The organism is Erwinia sorbitola, from assembly GCF_009738185.1.
Lineage (GTDB): Bacteria > Pseudomonadota > Gammaproteobacteria > Enterobacterales > Enterobacteriaceae > Erwinia > Erwinia sorbitola.
Genome location: NZ_CP046509.1, coordinates 1,814,485 through 1,832,793, shown reverse-complemented (window position 1 = coordinate 1,832,793; position 18,309 = coordinate 1,814,485). Strand labels below are relative to the sequence as shown.

The following is an 18,309-nucleotide window of genomic DNA, read 5'->3' as shown; positions in this document are numbered from 1 at the left end:
TTCAGCGACGTTATTTCAGGTTTTTGCTGGTGAAGTTTTCATAGTTATCTTTGGTGATCAGCTGGAACGGAATATCAACGATTTTCTGAACCTGCTCACCTTTAACCAGTTTCACTGCGGTCTGAACTGCGCCTGCACCCTGCCCTTTGGCATCCTGGAACACGCTGGCAACCATCTTGCCGTTTTTGATCATCTGCAATGCATCAGGGGTACCATCGACGCCAGCAACCAGGATTTTCTGCTCGTTTTTGCCTAATGCCTGAAGTGCACCAATTGCCATTTCATCATTGTTAGAGGCGATCGCCTGGATATCGTCACCGGCGGTCAGCCAGTTACTGGTTACGTCTACCGCATCGTTACGGGTAAATTTCGCCGTCTGCTCCTGAACGACTTTCAGGCCAGGATATTTCGCTACAATCGCTTTCACACCTTTGGTGCGCTCACGAGTGGCTTCGTTTGCCAGGTCACCCAGCAGAATGGCTACGTTGCCTTTGTAATCCATGCGTTTTGCCAGCGCTTCCATCTGCAAGCGCCCTGCCAGCTCGGAGTCTGAACCTACGAAGGCCATTTTTCCGGTCAGCGTGGTGGCAGGTTTACGGTTAACAAACACCAGCGGGATGCCAGCTTTGGTTGTGAGGTCGACAATGGGTTTTACTGCGTTAGTGTCCACCGGGTTGACAATGATGGCGTCCACACCCTGGCCGATAAAGTTTTGTACCTGTTGCAGCTGCTGTGCCACATCGCCTTTAGCGTCTTCAATCTGACCATTAACATTTTCAGCTTTCATCTCTTTCGAGATGGAATTACGGACAATAGTCAAAAAGTTGTCATCAAACAGTGCCATAGAGACGCCAACTTGGAGGTCTTTGGCAAAGCTGGTAACAGGTAACATGCAGACTAACAGTGACGCTAAAATTGTTTTTTTCACGTTCATGTCCAGGCCCTTATTATCGTTAGCGTGCGAAGGTTAAGGATTATGCGAATGAAAAATTTCTTTTACATTCACGTCACCTCACCAACGGCTTTATTAAAGTGTAGGGGGTAACTATATCGGGTAAAACTATCTCTCTTTTTACTGTGTATCGGGTCTTACTTTTACTCTTTACAACAAGACGTTACCTGCAACCTGCGGTTTCTTTTTGCTTCTGGCCCACTTGCGTCACCACAAAGCGGTTTTTTTGTTTCATAGTAACGTCAATTGAAACTTTCACTATGAAAGCATCGAAACGCATGTTTTAAAATCAGCAAATAACAAAAATTTGACACACCTCTAACATCGGCGAGCTAATCGCTACAAATTGAGATCTGGCGCAGAGATTGAAGATCGGCCGGTTAATATAAAAAAGCATCAGAATGGTGTTTTTGCCAGCAAACGCACCACGGGTGTGGAATCGCCCTTTGACATTTAGTGGGTACGCCGTTAACATGCGCCCCGTTCACACGATTCCTCTGTAGTTCAGTCGGTAGAACGGCGGACTGTTAATCCGTATGTCACTGGTTCGAGTCCAGTCAGAGGAGCCAAATTTAGAAAAGCCCGCTCAGGGAAACCTGAGCGGGCTTTTTGTTTTCATGCAACCTTGCGCATCTCGATATGATTTGATGTAACAGGTTAGCGTGAGAATCTTCCGGGTACATTTTCATTTCCACCGCACCAGGCAAGACTGGTGATCTGATTTGGGGTCAGATTATCTGGATATGTGCCGGAAAGAGTGCCTGTGGCACAAACCAGCCCACTAAGTTGAAATCGTCCGCTACGAGCGAGAAGCGGAAGTGCGATTTTGTTCTCACACCAGGGTGCATTCCTGATATTGCCTGGAATTAATCAACGGAGGCAGGTGATGATGAATGGTACATCTTATTTTGGTGGCTTAGATTGAAACACCGCCATCGATGATGATCTCTGAACCCACGGTCCAGGCAGACTCATCAGATGCGAAGTAAAGTACCGCTTGCGCGACTTCCTGCGGCTTACCAAAACGACCCGCCGGAATGGTTGCAACGATATCTTTCATCACTTGATCATGATATTCCGCTGGGATCCCCGCCTTATCGTAAAGCGGAGTATCAACAGGGCCAGGGCTCACGGCGTTAATACGGATCCCACGAGAAAGTAACTCGTTAGAAAGTGTTTTAGACATGTTAAGTAATGCTGCTTTAGTTGAGCCATAAACTGAAGAGTTCACGGGTCCCGTGTGAGCATTTACAGATGTATTAAAGACCACTGAGGCAGGGCTTGCGAACACTGGCAGCAGCGCCTGCATCAGGAAGTAAGGACCTTTAACGTTGATATCATAGATGCGGTCAAACATCTCTTCTGTCCATACCTCAATTGGCATATACATTGATATACCCGCATTCAGGAAAGCGATATCCAGTTGTCCAAAGCGTTCCTTAACTGTTTGAGCCAGCGCTTTCTGTGCGTTGACATCAGCGGAATCAGCGCTCACGACTAACACATCATCACCAAGTTCTGCTTGCGCCTTTGCTATCGAGTCAGGGTTAACACCAGTAACAATTACGCGTGCACCTTCTGCAACAAACAGCTTCGCTGTTTCAAGACCAATACCACTTGTTCCACCCGTAATCAGTGCGCGTTTACCTTGCAATCTGGACATGTAAAATCTCCTGTTAGTTTTAACAACCGATCGGCTAACGACCGATCAGGTAGCCACTATATGCTCATGCTCAAAGAGTGATAAGATTGCATTTCTGAATATGTTTCATGCATTAAAAGCATAAATAGGTTTTAGGATGGATAGACTACTTTTGATGACATGCTTTATCCGTACCGCTGAAACAGGCAGCTTTTCCGCAGCCGGCAGGGATTTAGGCTTAGGGCAACCGAACGTCAGTCGACATGTTGCAACTCTGGAAGAACATTTGCAGACCAGATTAATTCACAGATCAACCCGCAAGCTTTCCCTGACTCCTGAAGGAGAACGATATTATTTGGAAGCAAGGCGTATTCTGGAAGCTGTCGAAGAGTCAGAGTCTTCTTTCAGAGAAAATGTTACCCCCACAGGGCTATTACGCGTTGCCTGCCCTACTGCATTGGCTCACTCATTCCTGGTTCCGCATATCCCAGATTTTTTAGAGCGCAACCCTGAGCTGACACTCGATCTACAAATTAATGATCGCTATATCAATCTCGTTGATGAAGGAGCTGAGTTGGCAATCCGCATTGGACACCTCGAGGACAGTGCTATGCGTGCCCGCAGACTTGGTATGTTTGAGCGCGTCTGTGTTGCCAGTAACAAGTACTTAGCTAAACGCGGAACCCCTGATACCCCTGAGGATTTAAAACAACATGATTGTTTGATCTATACCCTGCTAACAACAGGAGCTTCCTGGAGATTTCAGGATATCACTGTTCCTGTTTCTGGCCGGCTCAGGGTCAATTCACCAGAAGCAGTACAGAAATTTGTCAATGCAGGAATGGGGATCGCACAGGGCCCGGAATGGCTGTTCCGGGAAGGACTGGAGAATGGCAATTTACAATTATTACTGACTGATTACACTGCATCGCCCGTTCCCATTCAGGCCGTATATGTTGCTAATCGACTTTTACCAAAACGGGCGATTGTGTTCATGGATTTTGTTGCTGATATTTTTGAAAAAAATCCCGCCTTCAAAGTTTATAACTCAATGAAATGAAGCTGAAATAACGAACATATCTGAATCATTAATAAAATAGCGCCGGTTTAATTATATTCTCTTCATCTTATCTGTTGAGCGCTGTGCGGGGAGCTATTATGAAAAGCCCCCCGCACTCTGTATTACGGTGTATTTTTGTTTTCAGTGGCTGCCCGTTGATCGGGGCGTATTTTGAACCAGATCGCATACATTGCGGGCAGGAAAACCAGCGTGATAATGGTGCCGCCAAGCGTCCCGCCAATCAGGGTATAAGCCAGGGTGCCCCAGAACACCGAATGCGTCAGCGGGATAAACGCCAGAATAGCGGCCATCGCCGTGAGCAATACCGGTCTGGCTCGCTGCACCGTCGCCTCAACTACAGCATGGAAAGGTGCCAGCCCTTCCTGCTCGTTGTGATGAATCTGCCCTATCAGGATCAGGGTGTTACGCATCAGGATGCCCGACAGCGCAATCAGTCCTACCAGCGCATTGATGCCAAACGGCTGGTTAAACAGCAGCAGCGTTGGCACCACACCAATCAGCCCCAGCGGCGCGGTGAGGAATACCATCACCATCGCCGACATCGACCGCACCTGTAGGATAATAATTAACAGCGTCATGGCAATCATGACAGGGAATAACGGTACCATCGCCTGGGTGGCCTTCCCGGATTCTTCGATCGACCCCGCCTGCTCGATGCGGTATCCGGCCGGAAGCGTATCAATGACCGGCTGTAACGCCTTCATGATTGCCGTGGAGACATCCGGCGGCTGCAGGTTTTCAGCAATATCCCCGCGCACGGTAATGGTCGGGGTACGATCGCGACGACGCAGAACCGGATCTTCCATTCGTACTTCCACATCCCCAATCTGAGACAATGGAATACGCTGACCTGATGACCCGACAAGGGTAAAACCCGCTATTTTTGCCGGATCAAGCCTTATATCTCCGGCCGCGCGTCCCATCACCTGCACAGAACGGATATCTTCACGCACAGAGGTGACAGGTACGCCGGAGAGCAGGAACTGAAGCTGCTGTGCAACGGCATTTGACGTCAGTCCAACCGCCTGAAGACGATCCTGATTGAGCGTGAAATGCAGCGCAGGTACTCGCATCCCCCAGTCCGTATTGACGGTTCTCATCAGCGGGCTGGCCTGCATCACCTTTTCAACCTGGTGTGCAATTTCGCGTAGCCTGGTGGCATCAGGCCCCATAACACGGTAGGCAACCGGATAGGGGGAATACGGACCAAACACCAGCTGAGTCACGCGCACGCGCGCTTCAGGAGCTAACCCGCTGGCGGCCGCTTCACGAAGTCGAATCTTGAGCGTCTCACGTGTTTCCTGACTCCCGGTCAGCACGACGATTTTCGCAAACGAGGGGTCAGGTAGCTCAGGTGCCATGGCCAGGTAAAAACGCGGTGATCCCTGTCCTATGTAGGACGTCACGATTTCGGCCTCTTTCTGTTTTTTCAGCCAGCTTTCGATTTTTGCTGTAGCGGCGCTGGTCTGCTCAATAGAGGTGCCAAAAGGCATCTGCACTTCTACCAGCACCTCTGGTCGATCAGAGGTGGGAAAGAATTGCTTTTTAACCAGCGCCATCCCGAGGATAGCGACAATAAACACGGCAATAACGGCTCCGGCCACGATCCATTTTTGCGCAATAACGCGGGTCAGCACGCGGCGAAAGCGGTTGTAATGACGCGTGTCGTAGATGGCCTTGTGTCCGCCCTCAACGGTTTTGATCTCTGGCAGCATTTTTACGCCCAGATACGGCGTAAAGACTACCGCCACCACCCAGGAAGCGATCAGCGCGATGCCCACAATCCAGAACATATTGCTGGTGTATTCGCCCGCCGTAGACTGTGCAAACCCATTGGGCATAAACCCGACGGCGGTGACCAGCGTACCGGCGAGCATCGGAGCGGCCGTATGGCTCCAGGCATAGGCCGAGGCTTTGATGCGGTCGTAACCCTCCTCCATCTTCACCACCATCATTTCGATGGCAATGATGGCATCATCCACCAGTAACCCCAGCGCCAGTATCAGCGAGCCCAGGGTAATGCGGTCAAAGTTTTTGCCAGAAGCTTCCATTACGACAAAAACCACAGCCAGTGTCAGCGGCACCGCAGCAGCGACCACCACCCCCACGCGCCAGCCCATGCTGACGAAGCAGACCACCATCACCACCAGCAGCGCGACAAAGAATTTAATCATGAATTCGTCAACGGAGGAGCTGATATTGGCTGACTGATCGGTCACCTTCGTCAGCGTCATGCCCAGAGGCATGCCCTCATTGATTGCTGCCGTTTCTGCATCCAGCGCCTTACCCAGATCCAGACCGTTCCAGCCCTCACGCATTACGATACCCAGCAGCAGTGCCTGCTCTCCCTGGTTTCTGACCATGAAGGTCGCTGGATCTTCGTAGCCTCGTTCCACGGTCGCCACATCGGAAAGTTGCAGCGTCCTGCCCTGAACGACAATAGGCGTTTTGCGGATTTTATCCAGTTTGTCAAAGGCTCCATCGAGACGGATAAAGACTTGCGGCCCGCTGGTATCAATCGAACCGGCGGGCGTCAGTACGTTCTGGCTGTTGAGGGCGGAGAAAATATCCTGAGGAGCAATGCCCAGGGTAGCCAGCCGGTCATGCGAGAACGAGACAAAGATGCGCTCGGCCTGTTCGCCAATAATATTGACTTTCTTAACCCCCGGCACATGCAGAAGACGCTGGCGCAACGATTCCGCATCGCGGATCAGCAGGCGCTGCGGCTCCCCTTTCGCCTTCAACGCAAAGAGTGCAAAGGTCACATCAGAGAATTCATCATTGACCATCGGCCCGATGACGCCTGCTGGCAGATTTTTTGCTTCATCACCGAGCTTCTTGCGCGCCTGATAAAATTCTTCCTGAACCTGTGAAGGTGGCGTGCTGTCCTGAAGTGACAGCATGGTAAACGCCAGACCTGGGCGGGTGTAAGTCTCACTACGATCATACCACTTGAGTTCCTGCATACGCTTTTCAAGCGGCTCGGCGACCTGATCCTGCATTTCCTGCGCCGTGGCACCCGGCCATGCGGAAATAATCGTCATCTGCTTTACGGTAAATGGAGGATCTTCTGCCCGCCCAAGCTCGAAGAACGACAGAATGCCAGCGATTGAAATCAGGATAATCAGAAATAAAGTAATGGAGCGCTCGCGAACTGCCAGCGCCGAGAGATTAAAACGCCCGCTGCTCATGGGTTGCGCCCCGCAACACTGTCATCGCCCTGCTGAATCGTGCGTACAGTTTCACCGTCATGCAGCAGGTGTGCACCCAGAGCGACCACCAGCTCTCCCGGCTTAAGGGAACCGGTCACTCTCGCCGCATCGTCACCCAATCCCTGCACCTGAACGGATCGCCATGATACTTTGGCGGGCTTCCCCGAAATGCTCCAGACACCCGGGCCTTTGCCAGGATCATAGATGGCCGCTAAAGGCACCTGTGTCAGCTGGCCCGGTATTTTATCGTCTGCAATATGCAGCGTAACGGTGGATCCCAGCGGGGCATTCGCCAGTGCTCCCTCAAGCACATATCTTGCCTCAAAGGTGCGCGTTAGCGGATCTGCCGCATCGGAAAGGAGCCGCAGTTTTGCTGGCACCCGCCGATTGCCGGTGCCGTAGAGCGTTGCCTGAGCCTCGCTGCCCGGCACAGGCCTTAGCGTCTCGGGTAGCTGTACGATAGCTTCACGCTGGCCAGCTCTTGCCAGCCGGATGACAGGCTGCCCGGCACTGACCACCTGGCCCGGTTCAGCCAGCGTCTCCATCACCACGCCATCGGCATCGGCTAGCAGCACGGCGTATCCCATCGCGTTTTGTGCCACTTTGGCCTGAGCCTGAGCAGCACTGAGTTCAGCTTTAGCCGTATCGGCTGCGGCCTTCACCTGATCGTAAGCCGATGCGGAAACAGCACCGGTAGTGACCAGTCCCCGATAACGGGCTTCGTCAACTGTCGTTTGTCGTGCGCGCGCACGTGCAGCCGCAACCGCCTGCTGCTGAGACTGCGCCTGCAAGCCAAGATCAACGGGATCCAGCCGCATCAGCGGTTGACCGCGTTTTACGGCCTGACCGGTATCCACCAGGCGTTCGAGAATTTTACCCTCTACCCTGAAGCCAAGATCGCTTTGAGTTCGGGCAACAACAACGCCGGTGAATGCGCGGGAGCCGTCGACAGCGCTCACTACGGTTGCAGCTCTGACCAAAGGTGGCTGGGTTCGGGGATCGTCGGTAACGGCAGTGTCGCCGCATGCCACCAGGACAAGCGGCAACAGACAAACAGCCAGGGTGGCGGGTTTTAGCCTGAGCATGGATTCCCTTAATTAAGTTAACAGGAGAGTTTCCGCATTCTCAAGATAGTGACCAATAATGTCAATAGTCACCAATCAGGGCAATAACCTTCTCAATATATGTAAGCACAAAATCGCTGCGGCCGCCGTCGCTCCGACGTACGCTTAATCGATAATTCCCATGAATTTAATCAGCCAGCCAGCGCAGACTACTGCGCCAACAGCCTGCAAAAAATAGAAAATATCAGATGTAAGCCATTAAAAAACATATTTATTTTGTCAATTATGACAAAGTGGTTTTCTTGTGGTCGAAATGCCTGAAGTCTTCTGTGGCGGTTACCACGGCCCGGCACCGGGCGTGGCGATCTGAAAAGTGCTGAGGGGCAGGTACATTGGTGTATTTTGTCATTTTTCCAATCTGGTTCAGAAGCACCCGACTGAATACATATAACCTTTTAGTTATTTGGTCACAATTTAAAACTGACTTAAGACCTGTCAATGATCCTCCTGGTTACTCTCACCCTGAAGGGTGCAAACGCCCTCTCCAGTCCTCTTTTATCGCCTTCCGGACAGGTAAAGCGAGTTTGATTGAGGTGCTCCATGATGATGAAACGCTGCTGCGATCGGAGGCAGCTGGCAGAGGCGTTACGAGAAAATTATACTCGGGCAGGGAAACCCTCTCTTAACCGGAGGGGAGATATCTTTAATTTAATACCTGTAGATTATTCGTATCTACCTTTTGAAAAATTCAATATTTTCCTGAAGCCAGTCTGACAATGACCGCGAAGGCAATCCAGTTAATTCTTCAACAGTCAAAGTACGCTCAATAAGAACTGAGTGGTTGAAAATCCGGTCAAGCCCAACCAGCAGTTCAGTGACGAAGGGAGAGAGGCCTTCAGCCAGTAAAGCTGTACGCTGTTGCCCGGGTGAGCGGTCTGAATAGCTGACCGTATAACCCAGAAGATGAGATAACTCCTCTGCAACTTCATGCATTGTCCAATTACGCGGGCCAGTAAGGTGATATGCGCGCTGAGAGTTGTCTGCTACTTTTTCCAGTAATGCTACACGCGCCACATCGGCTACATCCCGAATGTCGATCAAATTCACACGCCCGTTTCCGGCAGCTCCCGCCCAGGTTCCGCCAGCAATATGGCTTCCGGCACGCTTGAGCACATCCATGAAAGTCGTCGGCCTTAAGACGGTGGAGGCCACCGGTTGTTGAGCCAGATGCGCCTCTATCACTGCATGCCACGCAAACGGATTTACGGGTGTTGCCGGCCCCATTACCGAAAGTTTAACAATATGACGCACGCCTGTTTTTACCGCAGCGTCAATGAGCGCTATCTCATTAGCCACCTGTTGGGGAGAAGTGCCATGGGCGATGAAAAGCTTATCGACACCCACCAGCGCCATCTCCAACGTTGAAAACTTTTCAAAATCCACAACAGCAGATAACACACGGTCGGAAATATTTTCAGATCTCTTCTGACGCGTGAGCGAAATAACCTCCACAGCCTCTGATGCAAGCTTATTGATTAAGTGTGAACCAACCCGCCCTGTCGCACCTGCAACAGCGATACGAAGTTCAGGAGCTGGCATATTCGATTGATTAAACATAGTGAACCCTTATTATATTGTGGAACGATCAGTCCAGACATCCTGGTACGATCGTTCCAGCTTGTCAATGGAGGATTTATGAGCGGTAAACCACAATATGATGAGAGTGCCGTGCTAAATGCAGCAATCGGCGTTTTCTGGGGGCATGGTTATGCAAATGCATCCATCAGCGAGCTTACTGAAGCAACAGGGCTGTCCAGGTCGAGTCTTTATCAGCGTTTTGGTGATAAAGACGGGCTGTTCAATGAGTGCCTCAGGCTGTATACGGATCGCGTCCTGAGGCGCATGAATTCGATTCAATCTGACTCGGCAAAAGTGAGGGTTGAAGCATTGCTGAGGGAGTTCCTTCCGGGCAGCGCTGGAACAGATCAGCGTAAAGGCTGCCTGCTGTCTCGAAGCCTCACGGAGCAGGCAGACCTTACGGCCGCAGGTAAAATGACGATGAGTGAAGGGATCCGCCAGCAGCGACAGATAGTGTTAAATATTCTGTTAGAGGGGCAACAAACGGGTGAAATTTCGCGGGATGTCGATGCTGAACTGCTGGCCTGGTACTATTTTGGCATTCTGCAATCGGTGGTAAATCTGCCTTCAGCCGGAGCCAGCCGTCAGACGCTTTCACAGCTCATTGATATTTCAATGTCGGCCTGGCCGAAAGACGAGGTTATCCCTTCAGATTCTGATGGGACAACCTGAACCTGCATCATCAAACAGTCTGCACTCGCACTTCCGGAGTATAAAAATCAAAAACTACCGCTCTGTTACCAGGCAAGGTTGTGCTTCAACGACATATACCGGTAACCCGACCTTTGCTTATTTCATCTCAGCAGCCTGATCAAACTGCCGTCTTGCGGCTTCGACTTCAGGCAATTTATTAAGCGTCCATTGGTGTAGTTCACGAAACGGCTGCTGTAAGGTCCGGCCCAGCGGCGTGATTTCATATTGTACTGCCACAGGCGAAAACGAAAGGATCTGTCGCGAGACAAGACCATTGCGTTCGAGCCTGCGCAGGCACTGCGTCAGGGCCTTCTGAGTCACGCCCTCCAGCCGGCGCTTAATAGCGTTAAATCTCTGTGGTTCCTCATCCAGTACAGCCAGAACCATCATCGACCATTTATCTGCAATTTGATCGAACAGTGCCCGGCTCGGACATTCCGATGAGAAGCACTGCGGGTGTAAAGTCAGCATAAGAGGTTTCCTTCGATATACCTGGGCTACTCAAGGTGCCTGATTGACATCAGGTCTATAAAATATACCTAATAGAACTCCTGACACAATGGAGTCGATGAGTATGTCTCAAAATAAATCCAGTATTCTGTTTAGCCCTTTTACCGTCCGTTCTCTACAGCTTAAAAACCGCATTGTTATGGCACCGATGACGCGACTTTTTGCACCGGATGGCATACCGGGAGAAGCCAATGCCGCCTACTACCGGCGTCGTGCCGAGGGAGGGGTCGGCCTGATACTTTCTGAGGGAACCGTTGTTGATCGCCCGGCATCACGTAACGATTCGGGCATCCCTTTTTTCCACGGGGAAGCGGCTCTGACTGGCTGGAAAAATGTGATTGATGCCGTAAAGGATGCGGGGGGCCGAATGGCACCGCAGATCTGGCATACCGGTGCGGCGCGTTACATCAACGGCTGGGAACCGGATGCACCTGTTGAAAGCCCATCAGGTTTCGATGCACCCGGAGACCCACGCGGCGCTGCAATGAGTGAAGAAGATATTGCAGATACCATTTCGGCGTTCGTCAAGGCAGCAGCAGATGCCAAACGTCTGGGCTTCGACACGGTTGAAATCCATGGCGCTCATGGCTATCTGATCGACCAGTTCTTCTGGGCAGGTACCAATCTGCGTACCGATCGCTACGGCGGCCCCACAATCAAAGAGCGTACGCGCTTTGCCAGTGAGATTGTCTCAGCAGTTCGCCATGCGGTCGGTTCAGACTTTCCAATTATTATGCGTGTCAGCCAATGGAAGCAGCAGGACTACGGAGTGCGAATCGCCGAAACACCGGCGGCAATGGAAGAATGGTTATTGCCGCTGGTCGAGGCTGGCGTCGATATCCTGCACTGTTCGCAACGTCGGTTTTGGGAAGCGGAATTCCCTGAGATTGATGGTGAAAATGGCCTGAACTGTGCGGGCTGGGCGAAAAAAGTGACAGGCGCCGCGACGATTAGCGTGGGTTCGGTTGGTCTGGATAATGATGTGACGCATGCTTTCGCCGGAAAGGGATCGGCTCCTGCAAGCCTGGAACGACTCATTGAGCGCATGGAGCGCGAAGAGTTTGATCTTATCGCAGTAGGTCGCGCCCTGTTGAGCGATCCGGATTGGGTAACGAAAGTACAAGACGATAATTACACAAAGTTGAACGGATTTAATCCGGCATCCCTGGCTGAATTGGTTTAAGACAGCGCGAAAGTTGCTGCAACTCTATTTTCATACGGCGGCCCTGAAAATCGGGGCCGCCTGAAGGATTAGGTGGGCTGCAGGCCACTGATAAGCGTGAAGCGTCTTTAATCGCCGTATCTTCCCCCTCATTTTGCTCATTAACATCATAGCCAACCGCTCTCCTTCTGTTCCGTTATGAGATATATTGATGCTCTAACGCAGATTATTTTTATACAGGTAACATCAGCAATGGCTCTGATCCCAAAAAACTACACGCGGCTGGAAAGCGGCTATCGTGAGAAAGCCCTTAAAATCTACCCATGGGTATGCGGGCGCTGCTCACGGGAGTTCGTTTATTCCAACCTGCGCGAACTAACAGTTCACCATATCGATCACGACCACACCAATAACCCGGAAGATGGCAGTAACTGGGAGTTGTTATGTCTCTATTGCCATGACCACGAACATTCGAAGTACACTGAAGCTGACCAGTACGGTACGACCGTGGTGGCAGGGGAAGACGCGCAAGATGATGTTGGTGCAGCGACCTATAACCCCTTCGCCAATCTAAAATCCATTCTCGACAAGAAAAAATAATGTCAGTTTATGGCGCAGGGCTGTTGATGCAGCCCTGACAGGCCAGGTCTCAACTGATTCAGGCAACCGCAGCAGCAGGCACGGTTTAAGCTAAGGAGAGGGGTAACCAGGTTATCATCCCCCTTTAGCGGCCTTCGTGGATCCTCACTGACAATCCTGCGATGCAGTAGCGCCTGTAACCAGCGACTCGCTGCCCTGCTCCATCATGAAGATGGTTCATGTTCAATGAAATTTAATCACTTTTCCTCTATCAATGATTCTGGCATAAAAGATACTGTGCTATCAGCTCTGTAGATTATAAAAACACTGAAAAATAAGAAATAAATTCAGGTTTATATCAGAAATCAGGAAGTCGGATCATCATGAATAAACAATTTAAATTTACCATTAAAAGCATTTCTTTTGATGAAAACTATAATCCCTCTGAAAATACCCGCATCACAACAAACTTTGCTAATTTAGCCAGAGGAAACAAACGTCAGGAAAACCTGCGTAATGCCTTAACGATGATTGACGATCGTTTCAACTCCCTGGCGCACTGGGATAACCCTAATAGCGATCGTTATTCTGTCGAACTTGAAATAATTTCTGTTGAGATGGATATTGAAGGCAAGGGGCAGACTTTCCCTGCAATTGAAATATTGAAAACGAATATTGTTGATAAAAAAACTAACGAGCGCATTGAAGGTATTGTAGGAAATAATTTCTCCTCTTACGTGCGAGATTATGACTTTAGCGTAGTACTGCTGGAGCATAACAAGAACAAAACCGAATTCACTACCCCAGATAATTTTGGCGATCTGCACGGTAATCTGTTCAAACATTTCATTAACTCAGACAGTTATAAGCAGAACTTTACTAAAACACCTGTTATCTGCCTGAGCGTCTCAAGTAAAAACACCTATCACCGCACTGAATATGAGCATCCGGTGCTGGGCGTAGAGTATTTACAAAATGAACTGTCAATGACCGATCTCTATTTTAATAAAATGGGATTACAGGCTCGCTATTTCATGCCAAAAAATAGTGTTGCGCCTTTTGCTTTTTATTTTGCGGGTGACTTAACTGGCGATTACACCAATCTTGAACTTATCAGCACCATCAGCACGATGGAAACGTTTCAAAAGATTTACCGCCCTGAGATTTACAATGCCAACTCTACAGCAGGCCAAGAGTATCAACCAAACTTAAGTAACCAGAATTATTCATTAACTGACATTGTTTATGATCGAGAAGAGCGTAGCCAGTTGGCTATTGAGCAGGGAAAGTTTACTGAGGAGAACTTCATTAAACCTTACCGGGAAATTCTTGAGCAATGGTCTGCAAATTACGCTCTCTGATTAATTTAAAACACAAGGTCATCTATTATGAAAATTTTGTTACCCACTTCAACTGCTGGCAGCTTACCTAAACCTTCCTGGCTGGCTCAACCAGAGACGCTTTGGTCACCCTGGAAGTTGCAGGATGAAGCATTAATTGATGGCAAACTGGATGCGCTGCGTTTATGTCTGGACGATCAGCTGCGGGCAGGCATAGATATTGTCAGCGATGGCGAGCAGACGCGCCAACATTTTGTCACTACATTTATTGAGCATCTGAGCGGCGTGGATTTTGAGAAACGTGAAATCGTCAGAATCCGTAATCGCTATGATGCAAGTGTCCCGACCGTTGTTGGCCCGGTGACTCGTCAAAAGCCTGTTTTTGTGGAAGATGCTAAATTTTTACGTCAGCAAACTAAGCAGCCGATTAAATGGGCACTGCCTGGCCCGATGACGATGATAGATACGCTCTACGACAATCACTATAAAAGCCGCGAAAAGCTGGCCTGGGAATTCGCCAAAATTCTTAACCAGGAAGCCAGAGAATTAGAGGCTGCTGGTGTCGATATTATCCAGTTTGATGAACCTGCGTTTAATGTATTCTTCGATGAGGTAAATGACTGGGGTATTGCCGCTTTAGAAAGAGCAATCGAAGGCCTGAAATGTGAAACTGCCGTACATATTTGCTATGGCTATGGCATCAAAGCCAATACCGACTGGAAAAAAACGCTGGGATCGGAATGGCGTCAATATGAAGAGATCTTCCCCAAACTGCAAACCTCTAATATCGATATCATCTCACTGGAGTGTCAAAACTCGCGTGTCCCGATGGATCTGATTGAATTGATTCGGGGTAAAAAAGTGATGGTTGGAGCCATAGATGTGGCCACTAACAGCATCGAGACCCCAGAGGAAGTCGCCAACACTCTGCGAAAAGCACTTCAGTTTGTTGATGCCGATAAGCTCTATCCCTCTACTAACTGTGGCATGACGCCGTTATCCCGTACGGTAGCTAACGGCAAACTGAATGCATTAAGCGCAGGCGCAGCAATTGTCCGCCGGGAACTCACGGCTTAACTTCGTCCGGGATATGTTCAGTTAAAGGAAACTCAGTCCGGTTTGATATTCACCAGATATATCAAACACCAGCCGGACTGAGCGATACAGATTCCACAATCTCTGCCAGCACATCCCCCGGTTTTTCAAGCACTGCCAGATGAGTTCTGGCATTCTCCAGGCGTTTCACCTTAAAGAAATCATGCGCCAAAGCGTAACGCTGCTGTAGGGCAAGGTATTCGTCGTTTCTGTCGAGGGAGTAGATGTGGGTAGCTTGCGGTGGATTTTTAAGCTTTTCAAGGCGCTGGAGAGGCGATCCATATTGGCGATAGGCATCAGCAATCACCTGACCTGCCAGTCGCCACAGCTGGTAGCTGGATGCAGCCATCTCAGTTTTCAGATGCTCGATCATGACTGGCGAATCACTACCGGCCAACCAAAACTCGAACAATTCATTCCGTGCATGTTCCCAGCTATTTTCATGCTGCATCTCGTTAATTGACTTGTAAAACTCAGTTGCTGGCTGATTCATGATCCAATCAAGAAATATCACCGCAGGCACACGGTCGGTTAATTGTTCTGCCAAATCGACGGCGATCCAACTGGCATGTGCAACGGAAACAGGCACTACGCGCGTCAAGCCGAGGTGCTCAATCAGGGTTAACGCTTCTGTTAATAACGCTGCACCGTCAAAATCCTGACCATCGGTGGTAGATTTTCCATGACCGCGCCAGTCTATCGTCACAACACGGAAGAAAGCGGAGGCCAGTCCGGAGAAGTCATTGAAGACGGTTTTTGGCTGACACCACCCCGGCATCAGGAACAGAGTTGTGTCACCCGTGCCGATATCTTCATAATCAATATCACCATGATTGGTATGTAAAACAGGCATGTTTTTCTCTTAGCGTGAAGTGAATGAACAGCTAACCTATCCGATCGCGCATCAGTTTAAGAAGCATTTACTGGTTGAAGAGCACTAATGTCTACGTGCTGAATAGCACTCACAGACAGGTATCATTCCACACCGACCTTCTGCTCACTTCGCGTAGGATTTATCTGTCCGTTGCAGGATGTCGTCAACATGCCATGCTGTTGTCGCCTGTCTGTCGTGCCACTGAGGGGATAAATGTGCAAAAATCTTCCAGTAAAGAATCAGTGAGGCAACACAACAGGATGTTGCGGCTATCTCATCGAATTCATGCTGATTCATTTCCTGAGAGCAATCTATTTTCAGCCGGAAGTACTTTTCCGTTTAGTAGCAGGAGTATTCTATGTCCCTGTATTGCGAAGGTGAGAACAACTGCACGATAGCTGTTGTGGTTTCATAAAAACATCTTTATGCAACGTGAAAGAATGCCGTAATTCCAACGGTTACGGCACTTTTTCAGCTACCTTCTTACCGTGACACTACTGCACGTTTCTCTGCGGCACCTTATCCGAAAATCTTGCCGTTATTGCATCACGCTCATAACCCTGTGGCTGGGTCAGTATCTGGTAGAGTTCCGGGCGACGACCATAAATCCAGCGACGACCGGTGCTCATCGCCAGCAGGGTTAAATCAAGCTCCGCGCTGACCATTTCATCGCCAGCAGCCCAGGTCTCTTTTACCACCCTTCCGTACGGATCTAAGATCATGGCATTGCCAGTGCGCACTTCATCATCGTCTGCGCCCACGCCGTTGCTGAATAAAATAAACAGTCCATTGTCATGAGCACGTGCAGGCAGCCAGCGCATCAGCCATTCCCGCCCATTTGGCCCTTTAAATGCCGAGGTAATCTCCTCCTGCCGCATCGCCCGCTGCTCCCACAACTCCAGCGGGATCGGCTTCATTCCGCCGGGGCTGCGCGAGTTGGTGCCGCCGGTCTGATGCGGCGCAAGCAGGATATCGGCACCAAGCAGCGCCGTGGCGCGCACATTTTCCACCAGATTATTATCCCAGCAGATCAGGATCCCCACCTTCACTCCCCAGGGCGTATCAAACACAGTGAAGCGATCGCCGCTGCTGATTGCCGGGTGCTCAAAGGCGTGAAGTTTACGATGGATATGCATTGAGCCGTCCGGCATACAGGCAACATAAGCGTTATACAGGCGGCCATCGGCTGCGCGTTCGATCAGCCCGGCACCAATCAGCATCTGATGTTTCACAGCCAGAGCACGGATCAATGCCAGAGAGGGGCTGGTTTCAACGGATTCAGCCAAAGCCGCAACCTCAAATGAACTGAGCTTAGGAACATGCCAGTATCCGGTGATACACATTTCAGGGAAAGTGAGGATATTGACCTGTTGCAGAGCGGCCTGCTCAATAAATTTCTCCATAATCAACAAATTATATTTCTTGTTCCCGGCCTGATGCTGAAACTGTACGCTGGCCGCTTTTAAAGGGTGTAACTCACGCATGGTGTTTCTCCTGAGATAGTCCGGACTGAATTACACCAGGCTTGCTGATAACTGTATAATCACTTCATTTCCATTTTTGATAACCATAAGGAATGCAAAATGAACCTGCGGTTGCTGAAAGCTTTTGTGATACTGGCGGAGAAAGGGAATTATGCCGATGCGGCGCAGGCGTTGTTTGTCTCACAGCCAGCGCTGACGAAACAGATCAATCTTCTCGAATCCATCGTCAATGTTTCCCTGTTTTCACGGGGTCGTCAGGGAACGACGCTAACCGCCGGAGGCAGGCGTCTGCTGCCCGAGGCGGAAAAAGTGGTCAGACAGGCCCAGGTATTTATGCATCATGCCGCGCAGGTGGCAGCAGGCGTTGAAGGGAATATGGCTGTCGGGTTTGGGCTGTCGAGCTTTTACTTAGCGCCGCGCTGCATTGCCGGGTTTCGCCAGGGCAATCCGGGCATCGATGTGTCATTAGCGGATCTGCCCTCCGCGCAGCAATACCAGCTGCTGCAAAATAATGAGCTGCAGGTGGGATTTGTGCGGGTACCCCCCTCGCTGCCGCTTGATTATCTGCCGCTGTTTAATGACCAGCTGGTGCTGATTGCACCACAGAATACCCCGCTCAGTATTGATCAATGGTTAAAAAAACTGCCTTTGCTGCGGCTTCATACTGAACGCGGTCAGGGACTAAATGCGCAAATCGATCGCTTCCTGCAAGCCAGTGAACTTTTTAGTTCATCGACTCAATTGGTTGACGATATTCAGACCATCGTAGCAATGGTAATTGCCGGTATTGGCGTGGCGCTGTTGCCGCAAAGCGTGATTCATATCGCACCGGCGGAATTGAATATTATCCCGTTAACCGGGGAGTCAATAAGCTGGCAGGTTGGTATCGCCTGGAACGGCAATATTGAGGATGCTGTCAGGGACAATTTTATTGCGGGGATAAAAGCAGGTAAAGCCCGCGCAGCTTCCTGAGCGGGCCTGCG

The 18,309-nt window shown here is 50.1% G+C and carries 15 protein-coding genes and 1 tRNA gene; 8 read left to right on the top strand and 8 right to left on the bottom strand.

What is annotated here, in order from left to right:
• Positions 1 to 10: 10 nt before the first annotated feature.
• Positions 11 to 934: a sugar ABC transporter substrate-binding protein gene (locus GN242_RS08200; protein ID WP_154751539.1), complete on the bottom strand. Its 924-nt coding sequence runs from the start codon at positions 932 to 934 to the stop codon at positions 11 to 13.
• A 511-nt stretch (positions 935 to 1,445) separates the two neighbouring features.
• Between GN242_RS08200 and GN242_RS08195 the strand changes: the two genes are divergently transcribed.
• Positions 1,446 to 1,521, top strand: a tRNA-Asn gene (locus GN242_RS08195).
• Between the two features lie 347 nt (positions 1,522 to 1,868).
• Here the strand turns inward: GN242_RS08195 and GN242_RS08190 are convergent.
• A complete protein-coding gene (locus GN242_RS08190) occupies positions 1,869 to 2,615 on the bottom strand; it encodes an SDR family oxidoreductase (RefSeq protein ID WP_156287263.1) in 747 nt (248 codons plus the stop codon).
• A gap of 136 nt (positions 2,616 to 2,751) precedes the next feature.
• On the opposite strand from GN242_RS08190, the gene GN242_RS08185 reads away from it, so the two are divergent.
• The gene (locus GN242_RS08185; protein WP_156287262.1) at positions 2,752 to 3,654 is read left to right on the top strand and encodes a LysR family transcriptional regulator; all 903 of its coding nucleotides are present in this window, start codon (positions 2,752 to 2,754) and stop codon (positions 3,652 to 3,654) included.
• 122 nt (positions 3,655 to 3,776) lie between these two features.
• Here GN242_RS08185 and GN242_RS08180 read toward each other — a convergent pair whose 3' ends face one another.
• The 3 genes from GN242_RS08180 to GN242_RS08170 all read right to left on the bottom strand — a co-directional run bounded on the left by GN242_RS08180 (position 3,777) and on the right by GN242_RS08170 (position 9,568).
• Positions 3,777 to 6,866 carry an efflux RND transporter permease subunit gene (locus GN242_RS08180; RefSeq protein ID WP_156287261.1) on the bottom strand — a complete coding sequence of 1,030 codons (3,090 nt, stop codon included), beginning with the start codon at positions 6,864 to 6,866 and terminating at the stop codon, positions 3,777 to 3,779.
• Positions 6,863 to 7,972 carry an efflux RND transporter periplasmic adaptor subunit gene (locus GN242_RS08175; RefSeq protein WP_156287260.1) on the bottom strand — a complete coding sequence of 370 codons (1,110 nt, stop codon included), beginning with the start codon at positions 7,970 to 7,972 and terminating at the stop codon, positions 6,863 to 6,865. Before GN242_RS08175 ends, GN242_RS08180 begins: the two co-directional genes overlap by 4 nt.
• Positions 7,973 to 8,683: 711 nt before the next feature.
• A complete protein-coding gene (locus GN242_RS08170; protein WP_156287259.1) occupies positions 8,684 to 9,568 on the bottom strand; it encodes an NAD(P)H-binding protein in 885 nt (294 codons plus the stop codon).
• Here GN242_RS08170 and GN242_RS08165 point away from each other — a divergent pair.
• Entirely contained in the window at positions 9,557 to 10,261 is a 705-nt protein-coding gene (locus GN242_RS08165; protein WP_231617144.1) for a TetR/AcrR family transcriptional regulator, read from the top strand. The genes GN242_RS08170 and GN242_RS08165 overlap by 12 nt on opposite strands.
• Positions 10,262 to 10,378: 117 nt before the next feature.
• Here GN242_RS08165 and GN242_RS08160 read toward each other — a convergent pair whose 3' ends face one another.
• Positions 10,379 to 10,753, bottom strand: coding sequence for a winged helix-turn-helix transcriptional regulator (locus GN242_RS08160; protein ID WP_154751546.1), 375 nt, complete (start codon positions 10,751 to 10,753; stop codon positions 10,379 to 10,381).
• 103 nt (positions 10,754 to 10,856) lie between these two features.
• Here GN242_RS08160 and GN242_RS08155 point away from each other — a divergent pair, with 103 nt between their 5' ends.
• From GN242_RS08155 to GN242_RS08140, 4 genes are all read left to right on the top strand, one after another.
• Positions 10,857 to 11,975: an NADH:flavin oxidoreductase gene (locus GN242_RS08155; protein ID WP_156287258.1), complete on the top strand. Its 1,119-nt coding sequence runs from the start codon at positions 10,857 to 10,859 to the stop codon at positions 11,973 to 11,975.
• Between the two features lie 231 nt (positions 11,976 to 12,206).
• The gene (yajD, locus tag GN242_RS08150; protein ID WP_154751548.1) at positions 12,207 to 12,554 is read left to right on the top strand and encodes an HNH nuclease YajD; all 348 of its coding nucleotides are present in this window, start codon (positions 12,207 to 12,209) and stop codon (positions 12,552 to 12,554) included.
• Between the two features lie 362 nt (positions 12,555 to 12,916).
• The gene (locus GN242_RS08145; protein ID WP_156287257.1) at positions 12,917 to 13,894 is read left to right on the top strand and encodes a DUF1852 domain-containing protein; all 978 of its coding nucleotides are present in this window, start codon (positions 12,917 to 12,919) and stop codon (positions 13,892 to 13,894) included.
• Between the two features lie 27 nt (positions 13,895 to 13,921).
• A complete protein-coding gene (locus tag GN242_RS08140; RefSeq protein ID WP_154751550.1) occupies positions 13,922 to 14,950 on the top strand; it encodes a methionine synthase in 1,029 nt (342 codons plus the stop codon).
• 61 nt (positions 14,951 to 15,011) lie between these two features.
• Here GN242_RS08140 and GN242_RS08135 read toward each other — a convergent pair whose 3' ends face one another.
• Both GN242_RS08135 and GN242_RS08130 read right to left on the bottom strand, forming a co-directional pair.
• Positions 15,012 to 15,821 (bottom strand): alpha/beta fold hydrolase, encoded by an 810-nt coding sequence (locus tag GN242_RS08135; RefSeq protein WP_154751551.1) that lies wholly within the window; start codon positions 15,819 to 15,821, stop codon positions 15,012 to 15,014.
• A 515-nt stretch (positions 15,822 to 16,336) separates the two neighbouring features.
• Positions 16,337 to 17,326 carry a nitrilase family protein gene (locus tag GN242_RS08130; protein WP_154751552.1) on the bottom strand — a complete coding sequence of 330 codons (990 nt, stop codon included), beginning with the start codon at positions 17,324 to 17,326 and terminating at the stop codon, positions 16,337 to 16,339.
• 99 nt (positions 17,327 to 17,425) lie between these two features.
• Between GN242_RS08130 and GN242_RS08125 the strand changes: the two genes are divergently transcribed.
• Entirely contained in the window at positions 17,426 to 18,298 is an 873-nt protein-coding gene (locus tag GN242_RS08125; RefSeq protein WP_156287256.1) for a LysR family transcriptional regulator, read from the top strand.
• The last annotated feature ends 11 nt before the right edge of the window (positions 18,299 to 18,309 follow it).

What these genes read in the sequence shown, in the direction of transcription:
- GN242_RS08130 (WP_154751552.1), bottom strand. Translation starts at nt 17,326, where the DNA reads ATGCGTGAGTTACACCCTTTAAAAGCGGCCAGCGTACAGTTTCAGCAT.
- GN242_RS08160 (WP_154751546.1), bottom strand. Translation starts at nt 10,753, where the DNA reads ATGCTGACTTTACACCCGCAGTGCTTCTCATCGGAATGTCCGAGCCGG.
- GN242_RS08200 (WP_154751539.1), bottom strand. Translation starts at nt 934, where the DNA reads ATGAACGTGAAAAAAACAATTTTAGCGTCACTGTTAGTCTGCATGTTA.
- GN242_RS08190 (WP_156287263.1), bottom strand. Translation starts at nt 2,615, where the DNA reads ATGTCCAGATTGCAAGGTAAACGCGCACTGATTACGGGTGGAACAAGT.
- GN242_RS08185 (WP_156287262.1), top strand. Translation starts at nt 2,752, where the DNA reads ATGGATAGACTACTTTTGATGACATGCTTTATCCGTACCGCTGAAACA.
- GN242_RS08180 (WP_156287261.1), bottom strand. Translation starts at nt 6,866, where the DNA reads ATGAGCAGCGGGCGTTTTAATCTCTCGGCGCTGGCAGTTCGCGAGCGC.
- GN242_RS08175 (WP_156287260.1), bottom strand. Translation starts at nt 7,972, where the DNA reads ATGCTCAGGCTAAAACCCGCCACCCTGGCTGTTTGTCTGTTGCCGCTT.
- GN242_RS08145 (WP_156287257.1), top strand. Translation starts at nt 12,917, where the DNA reads ATGAATAAACAATTTAAATTTACCATTAAAAGCATTTCTTTTGATGAA.
- yajD (WP_154751548.1), top strand. Translation starts at nt 12,207, where the DNA reads ATGGCTCTGATCCCAAAAAACTACACGCGGCTGGAAAGCGGCTATCGT.
- GN242_RS08135 (WP_154751551.1), bottom strand. Translation starts at nt 15,821, where the DNA reads ATGCCTGTTTTACATACCAATCATGGTGATATTGATTATGAAGATATC.
- GN242_RS08170 (WP_156287259.1), bottom strand. Translation starts at nt 9,568, where the DNA reads ATGTTTAATCAATCGAATATGCCAGCTCCTGAACTTCGTATCGCTGTT.
- GN242_RS08155 (WP_156287258.1), top strand. Translation starts at nt 10,857, where the DNA reads ATGTCTCAAAATAAATCCAGTATTCTGTTTAGCCCTTTTACCGTCCGT.
- GN242_RS08140 (WP_154751550.1), top strand. Translation starts at nt 13,922, where the DNA reads ATGAAAATTTTGTTACCCACTTCAACTGCTGGCAGCTTACCTAAACCT.
- GN242_RS08125 (WP_156287256.1), top strand. Translation starts at nt 17,426, where the DNA reads ATGAACCTGCGGTTGCTGAAAGCTTTTGTGATACTGGCGGAGAAAGGG.